Annotated in this window: 15 protein-coding genes; 8 read left to right on the top strand and 7 right to left on the bottom strand. The window is 67.2% G+C overall.

Annotated elements, in window-relative coordinates; genetic code table 11:
• Window positions 1-113 precede the first annotated feature (113 nt).
• From OZ403_RS08520 to OZ403_RS39650, 4 genes are all read right to left on the bottom strand, one after another.
• On the bottom strand, window positions 114-1178 hold the full coding sequence (locus OZ403_RS08520) for an alpha/beta hydrolase (protein ID WP_268783887.1): 1065 nt from the start codon (window positions 1176-1178) through the stop codon (window positions 114-116).
• A 78-nt stretch (window positions 1179-1256) separates the two neighbouring features.
• Complete coding sequence (locus tag OZ403_RS08515) at window positions 1257-2546, bottom strand: hypothetical protein (protein WP_268783886.1); 1290 nt, start codon at window positions 2544-2546, stop codon at window positions 1257-1259.
• Window positions 2547-2604: 58 nt separating this feature from the next.
• Window positions 2605-5028, bottom strand: a complete 2424-nt coding sequence (gene mxcH / locus OZ403_RS08510) for a TonB-dependent siderophore myxochelin receptor MxcH (RefSeq protein ID WP_268783885.1) — start codon at window positions 5026-5028, stop codon at window positions 2605-2607.
• Window positions 5029-5509: 481 nt separating this feature from the next.
• Window positions 5510-5734: a hypothetical protein gene (locus OZ403_RS39650; RefSeq protein ID WP_442929764.1), complete on the bottom strand. Its 225-nt coding sequence runs from the start codon at window positions 5732-5734 to the stop codon at window positions 5510-5512.
• Between the two features lie 682 nt (window positions 5735-6416).
• Between OZ403_RS39650 and OZ403_RS08505 the strand changes: the two genes are divergently transcribed.
• A complete protein-coding gene (locus tag OZ403_RS08505; RefSeq protein ID WP_268783884.1) occupies window positions 6417-7451 on the top strand; it encodes a DUF3592 domain-containing protein in 1035 nt (344 codons plus the stop codon).
• A gap of 41 nt (window positions 7452-7492) precedes the next feature.
• Here OZ403_RS08505 and OZ403_RS08500 read toward each other — a convergent pair whose 3' ends face one another.
• Window positions 7493-8464, bottom strand: a complete 972-nt coding sequence (locus OZ403_RS08500) for an ankyrin repeat domain-containing protein (RefSeq protein ID WP_268783883.1) — start codon at window positions 8462-8464, stop codon at window positions 7493-7495.
• 356 nt (window positions 8465-8820) lie between these two features.
• Entirely contained in the window at window positions 8821-9726 is a 906-nt protein-coding gene (locus tag OZ403_RS08495) for a hypothetical protein (RefSeq protein ID WP_268783882.1), read from the bottom strand.
• A gap of 380 nt (window positions 9727-10106) precedes the next feature.
• On the opposite strand from OZ403_RS08495, the gene OZ403_RS08490 reads away from it, so the two are divergent.
• The 3 genes from OZ403_RS08490 to OZ403_RS08480 all read left to right on the top strand — a co-directional run bounded on the left by OZ403_RS08490 (window position 10107) and on the right by OZ403_RS08480 (window position 13369).
• Entirely contained in the window at window positions 10107-10232 is a 126-nt protein-coding gene (locus OZ403_RS08490) for a hypothetical protein (protein WP_257792136.1), read from the top strand.
• 568 nt (window positions 10233-10800) lie between these two features.
• Window positions 10801-12216 carry an ELWxxDGT repeat protein gene (locus tag OZ403_RS08485; protein ID WP_268783881.1) on the top strand — a complete coding sequence of 472 codons (1416 nt, stop codon included), beginning with the start codon at window positions 10801-10803 and terminating at the stop codon, window positions 12214-12216.
• A 244-nt stretch (window positions 12217-12460) separates the two neighbouring features.
• Entirely contained in the window at window positions 12461-13369 is a 909-nt protein-coding gene (locus OZ403_RS08480) for a hypothetical protein (protein ID WP_268783880.1), read from the top strand.
• On the opposite strand, the gene OZ403_RS39645 is transcribed toward OZ403_RS08480, so the two are convergent.
• On the bottom strand, window positions 13366-13695 hold the full coding sequence (locus tag OZ403_RS39645; RefSeq protein WP_442929808.1) for a winged helix-turn-helix domain-containing protein: 330 nt from the start codon (window positions 13693-13695) through the stop codon (window positions 13366-13368). The two genes, OZ403_RS08480 and OZ403_RS39645, sit on opposite strands and share 4 nt — an antisense overlap.
• Window positions 13696-14178: 483 nt before the next feature.
• On the opposite strand from OZ403_RS39645, the gene OZ403_RS08475 reads away from it, so the two are divergent.
• From OZ403_RS08475 to OZ403_RS08460, 4 genes are all read left to right on the top strand, one after another.
• On the top strand, window positions 14179-15042 hold the full coding sequence (locus tag OZ403_RS08475; protein ID WP_140797633.1) for a helix-turn-helix domain-containing protein: 864 nt from the start codon (window positions 14179-14181) through the stop codon (window positions 15040-15042).
• A gap of 33 nt (window positions 15043-15075) precedes the next feature.
• Window positions 15076-15474 (top strand): SRPBCC family protein, encoded by a 399-nt coding sequence (locus OZ403_RS08470; RefSeq protein WP_268783879.1) that lies wholly within the window; start codon window positions 15076-15078, stop codon window positions 15472-15474.
• Between the two features lie 287 nt (window positions 15475-15761).
• Window positions 15762-16178: a DUF1801 domain-containing protein gene (locus OZ403_RS08465; protein WP_140853406.1), complete on the top strand. Its 417-nt coding sequence runs from the start codon at window positions 15762-15764 to the stop codon at window positions 16176-16178.
• Window positions 16179-16275: 97 nt separating this feature from the next.
• Window positions 16276-16863, top strand: coding sequence for a DUF1801 domain-containing protein (locus OZ403_RS08460; RefSeq protein WP_268783878.1), 588 nt, complete (start codon window positions 16276-16278; stop codon window positions 16861-16863).
• The last annotated feature ends 11 nt before the right edge of the window (window positions 16864-16874 follow it).

Genomic DNA, 16874 nt, shown 5'->3' with positions numbered 1-16874 from the left:
ACAAGACGGAGGGTGCCGTGTCGACCGCCACCGCTCCGTTCCACAATCCGCGAGGAGGTCGACACGATGCACGCGGCGTGGGTCCGACGAGGGGGGCCAGGGCCCGTGCGGGCTCAGTCGGCACCCGGAAGCAGCGAGGGAGCGGAGAAGAAGAGCAGCCCACGGCTCAGCATGGGGAGCCATGCGCTGTAGTGATCATCGCCGGGAAACTCCAGGTACTGGACCGCGAAATCGCCGCCGCCCATCGCCGCGAGCTCCACGGCGAGCTCGCGGGCATTGTCGACCATCCGCCGCTCGGCGGCGAACATGCCCCGCGTCCCCTCGCTCTTGCGTGGCTTCTGCTCCAGCCCTCCCACCGTGAGCAGCACGCGCGCCTTCACCGGGGTCCGCGCGAACCGCTCCAGGAAGGCCTTCTTCTCGGTGAGCACGTAGCGGTCGTTCCACCAGATGGACGGGCTCCCCGCGATGAAGGCGTTGAAGGACGTGGGCCTCGTGAAGAACGCATGCAGCACCAGGAGGCCGCCATAGGAGTGGCCCATCAGCGCGGTGCGCGAGCCGTCGATCGGCAATCTCGATGCAAGCGCGGGCTCGAGTTCCTTCTTCAGGAAGTCCAGGAAGCGATCCGCCCCACCCTGCTTCTTCGAGAACCGGTCCCCCGTGTTCGAGAGATTCGGGGCGGGTGGCGTGTAGTCCTCACCGCGTGCCTGGTCGTTGTGGGCCGGGTCACCCGGGTAGGTCAGCCCGACGATGACCGGCGTTGCCGCCGCGACGCCGAAGCCCCGCGCGAGCCTGGGGAGGGCGCGCGTGAGACGCTCCAGGGTGGGAAAGTGCGCGCCGCCATCCAGCAGGTAGATGACCGGATGGCCGGCGGCGGGCGCGGGGCCCTCGGGCACCGCCACGTACAACCGGTGGGTCCGTCCGGTGTGGGTCGAGTCGAGATCGAACTGGAAGGTGTCCTGGAGCGTCACCGGCGTCCCGTCCACCCGAGCCACCGGCGCGGTGCGTGATGCCGGCCCCGAGGAGCAACTGGCGGTCAGCAGACCCGCCGCGAGGAGCACGTGGATGCGCCTCAGGGGGCCCACGCCTCGGCTCAAGCGCGCGGGGCGTGCGGCGAGCAGCGGGTTCAGCAAGCGCAGCCCAAGGGAGCGCGCCAGCGCGAGGGGGATGAAGAGACTCATGGTGGGAGACCCGGTGATGACAGATGAACCGGAGTCCCCGCCCATGCACGGCGGGGGCTCCGAACGGCAGGCGGGTGGCTAGCGGATCCGGAGGAGGCCGCGCACCTGGCCCTCGACGACCGTCTTCGCGTCCCCGAGCCCCGTCTCGGGGCTCATGAGGCGGAAGCGCGTCTGGGCGTTGTCATTGATGAACTCCGGCAGCACCAGGAGCTCACCAGGGTTCTGCGGGATGGTGCGACCGTTGGTGGGCACCAGGTCGTCCCGGACGACGGGCGTCGCGGTCGGCGCGTCGCCGAGGGTGACCTCCCACAGGCTCCACCAGGCGCCCACGGCGGCGTTCTGCCCGTTGAACGGCCGCTCGGCGGCCACCGCGGCGTCCCAGGCGGACTGCGCGGCGGCCTTGTTCATCACCCGCAGGTAGCCCTTGCCGGGAGCTCCAGGCAGGAGCATGGCGGCAATGTCCCCCTCCGTCCCGGGGTTGATGAAGGAATCGAGCGTGGTGGACCACGCATCGAACTCGCCAGTCGCGGGATCGAAGCGGACCATGCAGGGCGCGCCGGTGGTCCCGGGAGACACGAAGTGCGCTCCGCTGCCCAGGGATTCGGTGGCGTAATAAATCTTCCCATCCGTGTGCTTGACGCCGTCGCGCGCCCAGCCGCAGCGATTGTCGACCTTGACGGTCACCTCGTCGGTCTGCGTGTCCACGATGACCAGCGCCGTCTTCGCCGGAACCGTCCGCACGTCCGCGGCGTGCCAGCCGCCAGCGATGATGACGTCGTCGCCAGCGGTGATGGCCAGGCTCTGCGAATAGCGGAACGTGAAGTCGCCGTTCTTGAGCTGGGACGTCAGGTCCTTGGACGTGATGATGGAGAGGTCCTGGGGATTCCAGATGACCAGCTTGTAGTTCACGTGGTCGAAGTAATAGGCCTTCGTCTCGCTGACGAAGTAGTGCTGGGACTGATAGCCACCGGTCGCGGCGACACCCTGGCTGGTGAACGAAAGCGGATCGCCGGCCTTGAGCGAGCCATCAGCGTTGAGGGTGTAGGGAGTCACCGTCGGCAGCCTCGAGCTGCTGACGATGAACTTGCCGGTGCCCGGAAGGCCGGCGGCGATGTACGCGTCCGCGGGAAGCTCGATTGCGTCGCCAATCCCGACGGTCTGCGCCTTCTCGATGTCGTCCAACGTCACCAGGTAGCTCTGGGTGTTTCCACCAGCGATGGCGACCTGGGTGATGGCGGCGTAGAGGGGCTCGGCGGTTCCAGCGTCGGGGTCCACCTGGGTGCCGCCATCCGAAGGCTTCGGGTCTTCCGAATCCGAGCAGGCGGTGGCGAACACGGCGAGGGCGAGGAGTGCGGTTTTCAGCTTCATCGGGCTTCCTTTTGGCGGAGGGTTCCTGCGAGGAGACTCGAAGCGCCTCATCGAGCGCTCAGAGATCAACAGTGGCGCGCGCGGAGAACGCGCGGCCCGGCTTCTGGACACCGACGATGTCGAAGGCGGGAGCGTCGGTGAGATTCTGGAGATTGAAGGAGAAGGAGAAGGCGCGTCCCTCGAACCGGGAGCGGTAGGTTAGCGCGGCGAAGTGCAGCACCTGGGTGGGCACCCGCGCCTTGTCGCCGCCCCGCCCGGCGCTCTCCCAGGAGCGGTAGAACGACTCGACGAAACGGGTCGTCCACTCCAGGCCAAGCGCGTCCTGGGAGCTCCAGAGCTGACGCTTCTGGAAGCGCGCGGTCGCCGAGGCCTGGAGCCAGGGAATGTTGGGCATGCGGTCCCCGTGAAAGCGGGCGAACTGGCCGTCCCGCGCGAGGTTGCGGAAGTCGAGCCAGGTGACGGTGCCGGTGAGCCCCACCCAGTCGCCGGGTGAGTCCCAGTCCAGGCCCGCGTGCGCCGAGAAGGAGCGGGCGTGGTCCACGTTCTCGTAGGCCTGCGTGGCGTCGCCAGGGAAGAGCTGGATGAGGTTCTCGACGTCGCGGACGCCCGCAACCGCGTTGGCACCGAAGCGGCCAACGGACGTGACGATGGGGAGGAGCTCCACGCCCAGGTTGGCGTTGTGACTCGACTCGGGGACGAGCGCCGAGTTCTCCACGAGCAGTCCCCCATCGCCGAAGAGTTCGTCCACCCTTGGCATCCGCGTTGTCCGCTCATAGGACGCCTTGAGGAGCAGCCCACGCGTCAGACTGAAGCGCAAGGTGTCACCGAAGCCTCCGGCCCACCGGCTCTCCGCGGCCTCCTGCCTCGTCCCCGAGGCGAAGCGCTGCAAGTAGCCCTTCACGAACACGGTGTTCTCCAACCTGCCGTCCCAGAGAAGCTGACGATGGGAGAGACCTCCGAAGGCGGACGTGAGCGCGAGCGGCACCCGGAGGGGGTCTTCCTGCTGCAGACGGGTGAGGTAGGCGTTCTCGCCGCTTCGGTCGCTGTCGTCGACGCCGAGCGAGACCTCGAGGTCCTCCGGGTCGAGCACTGTCCCGAGGAGCCGCACGCGCCCGAACAACGTCTGGCGCGTCTGGGTGTTCTCCAGGGGCGTCGAGCCAATCTCCCCGGCTCTCGCCCGCGTCGCACGGCAGGCGCCGTACCAGTCGTATAGACAGTCGGAGGCGTCGAGAAGCTCGCCCACACGCTGGTTGTATCCGGCGATGGCGAGCACCTTCAGCCGCTCATGGGGCGACACCTCATAGCGAAGCCCGAGGCCCCAACTCTCCTGCGCGGAGGTGACCGCGCCATAGGGCTGGATCATGAACTGATCGTGTGGGACCTCCTTGTCGTAGCGGCCGAGGTAGCCATTGAGAACGAGCCGGTCGATGCCCGGCAGTGCCTCGAACCCCACTTCGATATCGCCTCCGGTGCCCCGGTAGGCGTCGTGGTTGCGGCGCAGGGCGCGCGGCGAGACGCGCCCCGTCGCCGGGTCATCCACGGGGACGGTGACGACGTAGTCGTTCTGCGCGCGGTCGTGGAACCCCGCGGCCCGCACGAAGACGTGCTCGTGGGCCCGCCACGTCAGCCTGCCAGTCCCTCGGTAGCTGCCGAAGGACCCACCCTGGAGCGACAGGGACGCACCGGTTTCGGGCTTCGCGAGGTCGGAGCGCAGGTGGATGGCACCGCCCAGCGCGTCCGTCGCGAGGCGCACCGGGACGACGCCGTTGAAGACCTCAAGTTGCCGGATGAGCGAGACCGGAACACTTCCGAGTCCGTAGACATAGGGCGAGTACTCGATGGGGACGCCGTCGAGGAGGACTCGCACCTGGTCGCCGGAGAGGCCCCCGAGCGAGAGCTGGGTCCGGCTCCCCATTCCGCCCGTCCGCTGGACCTGCACGGCAGAGGCACGCGTCAGCACCTCCGCGAGGTCCTCGGCGCGCTCATGGGCCTTCTCCAATTCGACGACGTCCACCGCCTCCGAGCCGCGCACCAGGGCGCGAGCTTCGGTCGACCTGGCGCGGACGACCGAGGTGAAGCCAGGGGGAGCGGGAGGCTCGGGCTCCTCGGAAGGCTGCGCGGGCGCCTCTTCCGCGGGCGTGTCGGACGCGGCTTGGGCGACATCCTCGGCGCCTGGCGGCGCGACCTCGGGAGGACGGGCGAGGACGAAGTGGTGGATGAACTCGAACTGGCAGGGGACGGGGTTGCCGTCCTGCATCGCCGGGGAGAAGTGTGCGCTCTCGAGCGCGCTCACGGCCGCCTCGTCGAGTCCGTGCCCAAGTCCCTCGACCACCTCCGCGCGCGTGACCCGGCCCTCCGCATCAAGCGTCAGGAGGAGCTTCACCGCGCCTTCAAGCCCCGCGGCGAGCGCCTCGGGCGGATAGACAGCCTCTGGCTGGGCCAGCAACACCGGAGGGACGACCCCGCCGGATGGCGCAGGCACGCCCTCACCTTCCGGCGTCTGCGGGTGCGGTGTCCCGCTAGAGGGGGAAGCGGATGTCGCCGGCGCCGGGGTCTCGCTCGCATCCTGGGCTCGCGCGACTCCCATCGACAGCATGGAGAGGAGTGCGAGCGTGGGGACCAGAGAGGATGGCGCGGGGGCACCCCGCCAGCGACGAAGTGTGGGCATGTTCACGGTGTACAGACAGGGCTCGAAGGCGCGAGGATGATGTCGATATTGATACTCATTCTCAACGTCATGACGTCCTATCAGTGGCGGCGGTGGGGGTCAATTGGAGAGGACGTCCCGGGCGGGAATGACAGGCACCCCATGCCGGAGGTGTTCAAACGCCAATGGGCGCGAGGTGGGCAAGGGAACGCAGACGTCGGGAACTCGCGTCAAGCGCCCCGCGCTGTGACTGCAGTCACCAGGAGGATGGTGACAGTCACCACGGAGGGGCCCTCGCCTGTTTCGCGGACACGCGTCAGTCCTGCGGGTGGGCGCTCTTGCAGTTCCAATACTCCGCGCGTACGGGGCCGGCGGAGCCCGTGAGGGAGCTGAAGAAGCCACCGTCCGTAGGCGGAGTAGACTCGAGGTCGGGTGCCACCGAGGTCCTCCACAATTGCCGGCCGCTCGCCGCGTCGAACGCGGTCACCGTCGAAAGGCTCAGGAACACCTCGCCTTGTTGGATTCGCAAGCAAGGGTCCATGGCGACGATGCCTGGCTTCCGCCCCCAACCCTTCACGCCTTCGGAGACCGTCCAAAGCACACGGCCGCTGGCATAGTCACAGCACACGACGCGCACCACGAGGCAACCGCGCCCGTGTGCGTGCTCATTTCATCTCAGGTCACCGAAAGCATCGCGACGAAGGGCGCCTCAACGCGTACGCCACGAAGTGGAGGCATGGATTCGTCGTCATGTGCGCTCGCGAGATGGGCTCGAAGGAGGCTCAGCAGCAAGCCTGCGAGAACGAAACTCAAAAGGGCTGAAGCACCGCGGGTGGCGACTGGTGCGCTGTCCATGATGGCCCCAAGGCTCGGACGACGAGCTTCCCATCTGTCTCCTCGTTCACGCGCCAAGCGCAACACCGCGTCAGACGGTCCCCGGAAGTGAGGTACGGAAGCCAATCGGTAGCGGAGTCCCAATCCGAGCAGTCCTGCACGCGCACGTCCGTGACAAGAAAGACGGCGCGCAGTCTCGCCCACCAGCCAGAGCCAACCTGGAGTGCCCTGCGCCCCGGGCTGAAGCGGTAGCCCAGGAAGAACCACTCCCCCCTTTGGGCATCTGGGCAAAAAACGTCACGCGGGTGGCGTCCGCAGCGTCCTGGCAGGTGCTCGGGGTGGCCCGGGCCCGTTTCTTTCAATCCAGGGTATCCCTGTAGACTCGGGCCATGCTTTTTCGCGTGGTCTCTTCCGCCGTAATGCTCGCGTTCGTGGCGCTGTGGACGTCCATCACGGTGGCCGCGGACTACTTCACCGTCTCCAACATGGTCCTCCAGGTGCAGACGGAGAGCTGGCCCTCCGTGCAGGGCACCATCACCCGGAGCGAGGTGGATGCGGTGCGCGCGAACAAGGCCACCACCTACGACCTGAAGGTGGCCTACACCTACTCCGTCGACGGGCAGCATTATGAGGGCAGCAAGGCCCGCCCCTCCATGTGGCGCTCGGGGGACCGCGGATTCGCGGAGGAGCTGGTGGCACGCTACCCCCTCGGGGCCACCATCCCCGTGTACTACCGGCCCGGCCAGCCCTCGGAGGCGGTGTTGCAGCCGGGCATGGATGGGTCGGCGCTGTTCACGCTCATGCTCCTGATGCCCTTCAACCTGGTGATGCTCTGGCTGGGCACCTTGGTGGTGGGGGCCTGGAAGCCGGAACCGCCGCTCTTGTCCACCTTCTTCCGGGAAGACGGCAGCGAGTGCGTGACGCTCGAGGGGCCGTGGACGGCCACCTTGGTGTCCCTGGTTCTGGCGGGCGCCTCCCTGACGTGCGTCGCGCTCGCAGGAGTCACTGTGGGCCTCCATGCACCGCTGCCCGTGGCCGTGGGGGCCTGGGGGGTCGTCATCGTCTGCGGTGTGCTCGCCGGGCGGTGGTCACATGCACGGGTGGAGGCCGGGCACTACGACCTGCGTCTCCATCCCCAGGAGCGGAGCCTCTCCCTACCGCCCTTCTCCGGACGGAAGCACGTGCTCGACGTACGGTGGCGCGACGTGCGGTCGCTCCGCGTCGAACCCCAGGCTCCCACACAGAAGGGGGGGCAGGTGAGCCACTACCATCTCACGCTCGAGCTCTCCACCGCCGACGGAGGGGGGCGCCAGGAAGCCATCGCCAGTTTCCCCCGCCAGGAGCAGGCAGAGGCGCTGTCACGCTGGCTGCGAACGCGCCTCGAGCTGGGTGAGGTCGTTCCGGACGAGCGGCGCTCCGCCTGACGGGAAGGCTCCCGCCACCCAGGACGGCGGGAGCGTCTCCGTCACGGGAGGCCCGCCTGCGCCAGGACCTTCGCGATGGCGGGGCTCCGGTCCGTCTGCTCCCGCAGGAAATCCCTGTGCATGTCGTGTTCCTCCGCGCCCTGGATGCGAACCCCACCCGCGAGGAGCGCCTGGAGGACCCGCACCGCCTCCGCTTCCGGACAGGAGGAGTCCCCCCGCAGGGCCTGGGCGTACAGGTACGAGCCCGGCTCGCGGGCGATGGCTTGTGGAGCCATCTTGGCGAGCAACAGCGAGACGACCTCCGCACTACAGCCGTTGGCCGCGAGATTGAGCGGCGAGGAGCCGAAGTGCTCGACGTCGGTGCTCGCTCCGGACTCGAGCAGCAGCTTCACGAGCGCGGGGTTGCCCTTGTCCTTCTGGAGCCGGGCCACCGCGGCGAGCAGCGGACGTTCGTTGTCGAACCGCCTTCCGTTCGCATCCGCCCCCGCCTTCAACAGGACCCGGACAACCTCCGTGTGTCCATGGTGCGTCGCGCTCAGCAGTGGCCCGCGTGCTCCACCTTCCATTCCATTGGGGGAAGCGCCCAGCTTGAGGGTCCGCTCCACTTGAGGAAGGAGCCCCGCTTCTGCGAGCGGGGTGAGCGGCGGCCGGACGCCCGCGTCCAGCAGCGCATCGACGATGGAGACTTGATTGGCGGCCAGCGCCCCCTCCACCCATTGCTGGAGAACATTGTCCCAGCCAAGGCTCTTCTGGGTGGGAACGCCCGCGGTCAGCACAGCTCGAAGCAACGGCGTGTCCTTGTGGGCAAGGGCCGTCACCATCGCGTATTGCAGAACGTCGTCCGAAATTCGTCCCCGTCCCTTCCGGGCCAGGACCGCCACCTGGGACGCCTTGCGTGCCTGCACGGTGCGAAGGAAGTCGGCTTCTTCCAGGCAGGAGCCGGGAGGCGAAACGCCCGCGGACAGCAACCGCTCCTCCACGCGCTTCAACTTGCCGTAGCGAGCGAAGCACACTGCGCTCCAGCCGGGGGGGCGGCCAGTAGTGGTCATGCCTGGGAACGATCAGCAGCGGATCCGCTCCGACATCCAGCAGGAAGTGCGCGGCCTTCTCGCTTCCAGCTTCACACGCCACCATCAAGGGAGATTGGACGTGGGGGTAGCTCGGCTCGTCCGTGTCGTTCCGGGACGCCCCCTTCTTCAGCAGTTCGCGCAGGGCACTGACGTCATCGTCGGCGAGCGCCCGCATCATCGGGGGCGTGGTGGGCATGGGAGAGGACGCGTGGCTCGTCCATACGGCCAGGGAGGCCGCACCAAGCACCGCGCGGGACAGCAGACGCAGGGAACGCGAGGTCATGGGCACGTGAGGGAGGCTAGGGGTTCAACAGCTTCTGCAAGCGGGCATCGTTCGTCCGCAGCATCAGGGTTTCCAGGCACTGCTTCCGGGGCGCCCGGCTCCCCCGTCCATCCTCCTCGTACAAACACGCCAGCAGGTCCAGGTCGAACGCGGTGAAGGGTGCGATGGTTTCAGCCTGCCGCAGTTCCTGGACGTCGGTACGGCCCAGGACATCGCTGGCCCACCGCATGAGACAGAGGCGGACCGGGTCCGCCGCGTCCAGCGCCTCCAGGCATTGGCCCGGACGCTTGACGCCCGCGGGGACGTCGCGTGCGTTCGCGGAAGGACCTTCCGGGCTGTGTCCCCGGTAGCGGATCCGAGGCCGGGCCTTGGTGACTTCACAGTCCTCGGGGCAGTTGCAGCGCTGCTCCAGTACCCCACAGACACCGTCGCCACAGGCCAGACACTTGAGCACGTCGGTGGAGCTTTGCTGGGGCTCGCAGGCTCCCTCGGATGTCAGGTTGCCGCAGCGGGCCACCAGTCCCTCGCAACACGGCTCCGCCAGTCCAGCGGTGCCCTCCGAACCACAGACGTGGTCCCTGGGACGGTTGCCTCGGCTGGAGCAGAACTGCTGACCATCGCAGTAGGTCTGCCGGATGCACTTGTCCGTGAAGTCCCCGCATCGCTCGGGGGTGAGGCCCTCGCACCAGACATCCTCGTACGTCCCGGCAGATGTCTTCACGGACGCCTCCGAGTCAGAGGATGGCGCGGCGGCAGCGACCGGAGCAGCGCCCTCCGGCGGCGTGGAGTCGGAGCGGCGGGAACACGCCGCCTGCACGCCCACGAGCGCGACCACGAGCAGCAGGCTCCCGCGGTAGCCACGCTTCCGCGGCGAGCCCGCGCTCGTCGCGAGAGGAAGCCGGGATTTCCAATGGACGGACATTCTCGCATTCGACATGGAATCCCTGGAGGAAACGAGCCCCCTTCCCTGCCGCGGAGCGCGAGCCCGGCTGTGCCTATCCAAGGTCTGGTCGCTGCGTCACGGGTGCGCCAAGAGCAATGCGCACCATTGAAGTTCGAGCAGAGTTCGTTCCGCCGCTCGCGCGACCTACCGGGGCCGCGCCGGGGTCCAACGGGATGAAGTGTCGTCAACCCATCCACGAGTGCGAATCACACCCAGCCTGGTGTAGTGAGCAGAGATGTTCTGCCTCCGCCCCTATCGCGATGTGGCCGACCACGAGGCCATGGCTCGCCTCGTGGCGCAGGCCTGGGCGGCGCGGGCTGGTGCGCGCGCTCATACACGAGGGGCTCGGGCGCATGCACATGATGGGCGCCAGGCAGGCCATCGTGTACGCCTTCGCGGACAACCCGGTCCCCCTCGCCCTCTATCAGTCCGCCGGCTTCACCGTGGTGGACCGCAACCTCGCTCACACCCTGGCATCCCCATGAACGCTCGTCTCACCCGGACTTGCGGCAAGGGCCGGGCCAGCAAGGAGGACGAATGACGCCCGTTCACTACCGGCAAGCCTCCGGGAACATGCGGCCATCACGAACCCCAGCCTGAGCGACCGCACGAACTCGCGTGAGCAGTAGCCGTCACGAGCGCAAATCCATACGGTTTGCCACAGGAAGGCGGGAGTTGGGTGCCGTGAGCCTGCCGGAGGTAAGTCGACCAGGCTGGCCTGCGTCAAGAATTGGGCGTCTTGACACACCATCGCGCGATGGGCGTGTGGAAGGCGTTACTTTACGTTCGCGCGGCAGTGGGCGGGACCCGCCTGAGGAGACTGTCATGACGCGTCGCCGAATCGCTATCTGGATGTCCGGGGCGACTGCCTGCCTCTTGTTCACCGCCTGCGGTCCCATGGAGGAAGCGCTTGAAGTCGAGGCGTCCACAGCCGCATGGCTGAGCCCAGACGCGTCCCGGCATGGCCCCTCCCACGCACGCTGTACCGAACCCGTGCTGATCGCGGACCTCTCACCGTCTCCCAACGTCACGAACCTCGTAGGACATGCCGAGGTGGACGGAGCCTTGTTCGTCAGCATCTTCGTGGGCGTCCAGAGCACTTACTCGCTATGGCGGCTAGAGGACGTGTCGGGAGGCAGGGAGCCGCAGTGGGAGTCCGTCCTGCTCCTCGAGAACCTCGTGGACCAACCCTCGCCGCTTATTGGCATCGGCGGGCGGCTCCTCTTCACCCATGACGACGGTGTCCATGGCCGGGAACTGTGGACGAGTGACGGAACGCCCGAAGGGACCCAACTGCTCGTGGACATCTACGAGGGAAGCGCCTCCGCGTTCCCCAGCAACCCAAGTGACTTCCTGAGAGTCGGCGGGAAAGTCTATTTCAGCGCGGACGACGGCGTGCATGGCCGCGAGTTGTGGAGAACGGACGGTACCCCCGGGGGCACCCGGCTGGTGGCGGACATCGCTCCGGGGCTCGCCAGCTCCTCGCCGGGCCCCTTCGTGGTGGATGGCAGCTGGATTCTCTTCGCCGCTGATGACGGCATTCATGGCCGCGAGCTGTGGAAGACCGACGGCACTCGCACTGGCACCCGGCTGGTGGAAGACATCGCCGAGGGAAGCGCCAGCTCCTCTCCCGAGCGTCTGATTCGGGTGAACAACAACCAGACCTTCTTCACCGCCGACGATGGCATCCACGGCCGCGAGCTGTGGAAGACCGATGGCACCCGCTCCGGCACGCGCATCGTGGAGGACATCCACAAGGGAAGTCAGGGCTCGGACATCCAGTCTCTCGTCGCCGCGGCGTCGCGGCTCTACTTCACCGCCAACGATGGCATTCACGGGACGGAGCCCTGGGTATCCCAGGGCAGCGCGAAGAACACGCGGATGGTGGAGGACATCCGCCAGGGCGCAGAGGGCTCGGCGCCGCGCGAGCTCACCGCCCTGGGCAAGAAGCTCATCTTCACGGCGGACGATGGAACGCACGGCCGTGAGCCCTGGAGGAGTGATGGCACCCGGGGTGGCACGCGGCTGCTCAAGGACATCAGCCCAGGTGCCTCACCTGGCTACGCACCTCCCGCGATGCTCACCGAGGCGGACGGCCAAGTCTTCTTCTATGCCGATGACACCGTCACCGGCTACGAGCCCTGGGTGACGGATGGAACACCGTCGGGCACCCACCTGGTGAAAGACATCCATCCAGGGCCGAGCAACTCCATCTCTGGAGACCCCGACCCCATCTACCCCGTGCGCGACGGCTTCGTGGCCTTTCGCGTCTTCGTATCTGCGCTGGGGGTCGAGCTGGCGTGGACCGATGGCACCAGGTCGAGTACCCGAGTCACCGACATCGCGCCTGGAGCGCTCTCGTCCTCTCCAGGCGAGGTCTTCGTCGCAGGCCGCTGGGCGTACTTCACCGCGGACGACTTTGGCCCCACGCGAAGCGAGCTGAGGGCGTTGCCGCTGGCGTGCTTCTAAGCCATCGGGGTTGAGTCCGTTCAGGGGGTGGCGTTGACCTGCCCAAATTCTTCGGGCCATTGATGACGAGAGGGGCGCCGCTCCGGCTGGGTTGGGTACCAATGCTTCGCACTGCCGTCGAAATTCCAAGGGCGTGAGGTAGCCGAGACTCGACCTGATTCAACGGGTGCCCGGGGCGATGGGCGACATCCCAGGGCCAGGGACGTCTCTTTGAGCGAAGAGGTCCGCCAGTTAGGATTGGGAGATGAACCCGTTTCCCACGGCGTTGAAGCGCCAGGACTACATCCAGGAAGGCGCCAACCCGGCGTCTGGCGCGATGCTGCTGGCCTGCACCGTTGGCGACGATGACGATGTCCCCAAGAGCCGCGTCATCGTCGTGCGTGACGGCCTCGAGCTGGCGTTCAGCTTTTCCGGTGACGCCGCCGTATCGATTGACGCGGCGGCGAAGGGGCCCGGTTACGTGCTCGGAGAGAACGGGACGGTCATCCGCTTCGACTGGCGTGGGGCGACCTCGGCCGCGGAACTCGAGCAGTCGCGGCGGAGCTTCTCGATTCCCGCTGTCGAGGACCTGGGGCCATTGCGGCGACTGCGGCTGCTCGGCAGGGACCTCGTCTGCGCCGGTTCGGTGGGACAGGTCTACCAACTTGTCGGCGACCGGTTCACCGCGTTGCCCCGGCTGACGATCGACGGCGAGGACGTCACCATCGAAGACATCGCGGGCCCATCCGCCACCGACATGATCGCGGTGACCTCCGATGGCCATGGTGCGCGATTCGATGGCGAGGCCTGGCACAAGCTGGCGCTGACCGGCAGCTCCAGTCTGAATTGCGCGTGCCGCCTGCCGAGGGGGCGCTACGCGATCGCTGGCGACAACGCGACGCTGTGGATCGGCTCCGCGAACAAATGGCAGGCGGTGCCGGCGCCCCAACTGGAGCGCGACTACACAGGCATCGCCGCTGACGGCGCGACGCTCTACCTGGCACACCTGGGAGGCATCGACGTCTACGAGGGAGGAGCCATGCGTCCGCTGAAGATTCCGAGCCGACGGCGGAACGAGTTCGTCGTGCTGCGCTCCGGGCCTGATGGCATCGGGTCGTTCGCCGGGCGCAGCGTGGGGTTGATCGCGGCAGGACAGTGGCAGGTGATGGTCTAAACCGCCTCGGCGAGTCCGCTAAACATGGAGCCCAGCATGCTCGAAGAAGGAGCGGAGGACATCGGGACGATGCTGTAGGGCACGGAATTCTCTTCGTGCCAGGCGCATGAGGTCCGAAATGGCAGCGGGCGCTGCGTTGAGCCAAGCCTCCTTGAAGGCAATCGTCCTCCCGCTTCTTCGAGCCCCTTTTCAATGCGAGGCCAGGCTCTCTTTACCCAGGCGTCGGTGAGCACATCATCCCGCTCGCGGGCTTGGGGACGAGGGCGATGCGCGGAGAACCCCAGCCGATGCAGAGGCCTCGACAATGAGCGCGGGTGGTACCGCACGCCCCAGCGTCGCTCAATGAGACGCGCGATGCGTGGAAGGGTCCATCGCTCCGTGGGAAAACCGGCCCGAGCGGCGCCGGCCTTGAGCACTCGGGCCACTTGCTTCCACTGCGAAGGGCTCAGCCGCGAGGGGCGGCCCTTATGGGGCTTGCGCCGCAGACTCCTGCTGCCCCCCCTGCGCGAAGGCTTTGCCCCCACTGTGACACAGCTCCTCGGCTGACGCCGCACTCGCCCGCCACGTCTATCGGGCGCCAGCCCGATTTCAGCAGCGAAGCGGCGAACAGTCGCCGCTCCTCCATCTGCTCGGGCGTCAACCTGAATGGCTGCTGCCCCATCCCCCCTTCATCGGAACAACCGCTCCGGTGTTTAGGGGATTCGCCGGGGCGGTTTAGATGATGGGGGAATGTCCGGCGCCGCCGGGCTGCCGGCGGCAAGGCAAGATTCTCCAAGTCATCCCTCCCCCACTCCTGATAGCCAGGGCGGATGCGAACCACCCTCCTGCACCGTTCGCGCTCTGTTGCCGTTCTGGACTACCAGTGCGACGCGAAACCGGGCGAGGCCCCGGCCGAGGAACAGCATTCGGCCTTCTCCGTGTCGTACGTCCGCCGGGGGAGCTTCGGATACCAATCCCGCGGTATCGCGCGGGAGCTCGTGGCCGGAGCAACGCTCGTCGGGCATGCGGGGGATGAATTCTGCTGCACGCACGAGCATCATCTCGGGGGCGATGAGTGCCTGTCGTTTCAGTTCTCCGACGCGCTCGTTGATGAACTTGGAGCCCCCTTGGACGTGTGGCGCGTTGGCGCCCTTCCCCCGCTCCCATCCCTGATGATGCTCGGTGAGCTCGCACAGCAGACGGCAGAGGGCAATACCCACCTCGGGCTGGATGAGGTGGCGCTCGCGTTCGCGGCGCGCTTCGTTGACACCGTCTCCGGAAGACGTGAGGCATCGTCGCGGATGACCGCGCGGAATCGGCGGAGGGCCGTCGAAGCCGCGCTCTTCCTCGACGAACAGGCGGACGAGCCGCAGACGCTCGAAGCGCTCGCGGCGAAGCTCGGCTTGAGTCCGTTCCACTTCCTCCGCATCTTCCGAAGCGTGCTGGGTGTCACACCCCATCAGTACCTCGTCCACATGCGCCTTCGTCAGGCCGCGCGACTGCTTTCGACGGATGCGCCCATCACTCGCATCGCGTTCGACGTTGGCTTCGGGGACCTCTCCAACTTCGTGCGCACCTTCCGCCGCGCGGCAGGCGTCTCTCCTCGTGCGTTCCGGATGGCATCGCGCGGAGACCGCAAGATTCTCCAAGAGAAGATGGCGCTCACCGTCTATCGCTGTGGCTCCAGACCTTGAGGCATCAGGTCCAACACCACAGGAGCACACAACATGGCTTCGATCCGCAGGGACATCACGACGCGCGCCGCGCCCGAGCAGGTGTGGGATGCCATCCGTGATATCGGCGCCCTCCACACCCGCTTGGCTCCCGGGTTCGTCGTCGACACTCGCCTCGAACCGGGAGCCCGCGTGGTCACCTTTGGCAACGGGATGGTGGTCAGGGAGCCCATCGTGACGGTCGACGACGAGGGACGGCGCCTCGTGTGGGGCGCGGAAGGTGGACCGATGACCCACTACAACGGAGCGGTTCAGGTCTCCGCGGAAGGCACGGGGAGTCGAGTCGTCTGGACCGCAGATTTCCTGCCCCATGAGGCCAGCGCCGTCGTCGGCCCGATGATTGACGCCGGCATGGCCGCAATGAAGAAGGCGCTCGACGGGCCGGGGACCTGAGCCGCTGTTCCGCCACGGCATCCGGCCTTTCATCAACGGACCGATTCCGACCCAGGCATCGGCCTGTCGCTCGCTCACCTGGCCTTCCGTTGGGCCGCCGACGCCCATTCCCAGCTTCAACATCGCCCCGTGAATGCGTGGGACACCTGCGCGCCCCATGCCGTCAAGGCAAGAGGCTCGGATGCGGAGGCCTACACCGGATGCCCTCTTGTTTCCTACAACCCACCAGGGTGCTATCGGACGTAGGAAACGTGGGCAACACGGCCTCTCCACGGGAAGGCAGGAAGATGAAGCGTCAAACCAAGACAGATGGCGAGTCGGCATCGCAACTCATCAACGAAAGGATTGCCGAGCTGGGTGACTGGCGAGGCGATACACTCGCGCGGGTGCGTGCCCTCATCAAGGAGGCCGTCCCGGAGGTCGTAGAGGAGTGGAAGTGGCGGGGAACGCCGGTCTGGTCCCACGACGGGGGCATCTGCACAGGTGAGGCGTACAAGAAGGCCGTGAAGCTGACCTTCTTCAAGGGCGCTTCGTTGGAAGATCCCGCCGGGCTCTTCAACTCCAGCCTCGACGGGAACGTCAGGCGCGCCATCGACATTCACGAAGGTGAGGCGCTGGACGCGAAGGCGTTCAAGGCGCTCATCCGCGCGGCCGTCGCGCTCAATACGTCTAGCGGAAAGAAGCCCACGAAGCGCTCGACGTGAAGGTTGACCTCCGCGGCGAGGGTCGCTCAACTTGTCCTTGAGACGTTGAGAGGCCCGCCCTCGGGGTCCCAGTCACCGCCCATCTGGAGTGAACACCATGGCCGTCAAGTCGTCCAAGGTCGCGAAGAAGGCCACCGCCAAGCGGAGCACGGCGAAGGCGGCCAAACCGAGCAAGGCAGTCGCCAAGTCAGCAGCCCCCAAGTCCAAGAAGGCCACGGCGAAGAAATCAGCGGCAGCGCCCAAAGCCACCGCGGCCAGGCGCAAGAGCCCCGCTGCGGCCGCCAAGCCGGTCCTCCTCTCTGGCGGCAATCCGCAGATTGCGAAGGGCTACGGCGACGCCCCCATCCAGGCCTACATCGAGGCCATGCCGGGCTGGAAACGCGACGTCGGGCACCGCCTCGACGAGCTCATCGAGCGCACCATCCCGGGCGTAAGCAAGGCGGTCAAATGGAACTCGCCGATGTACGGCGTCGAGGGCCAGGGATGGTTCCTCGGCATCCACTGCTTCGCGAAGTACATCAAGGTGGCCTTCTTCCGCGGTACCTCGCTGCGCCCCATCCCACCCGGTGCGTCCAAGAGCCAGGACACGCGCTACCTCGATATCCTCGAGGACGAACCGCTCGACGAGGCCCAGTTCGCCGCCTGGGTGAAGCAGGCCAGCCAATTGCCTGGCGAACGCATGTAGGGCGTGCCCTC

The sequence above is a fragment of the Myxococcus sp. NMCA1 genome (assembly GCF_026810205.1).
Taxonomy (GTDB): domain Bacteria; phylum Myxococcota; class Myxococcia; order Myxococcales; family Myxococcaceae; genus Myxococcus; species Myxococcus xanthus_A.
Note: the sequence above shows the minus strand (reverse complement) of the source record. Positions and strands in the feature narration are given on the sequence as shown.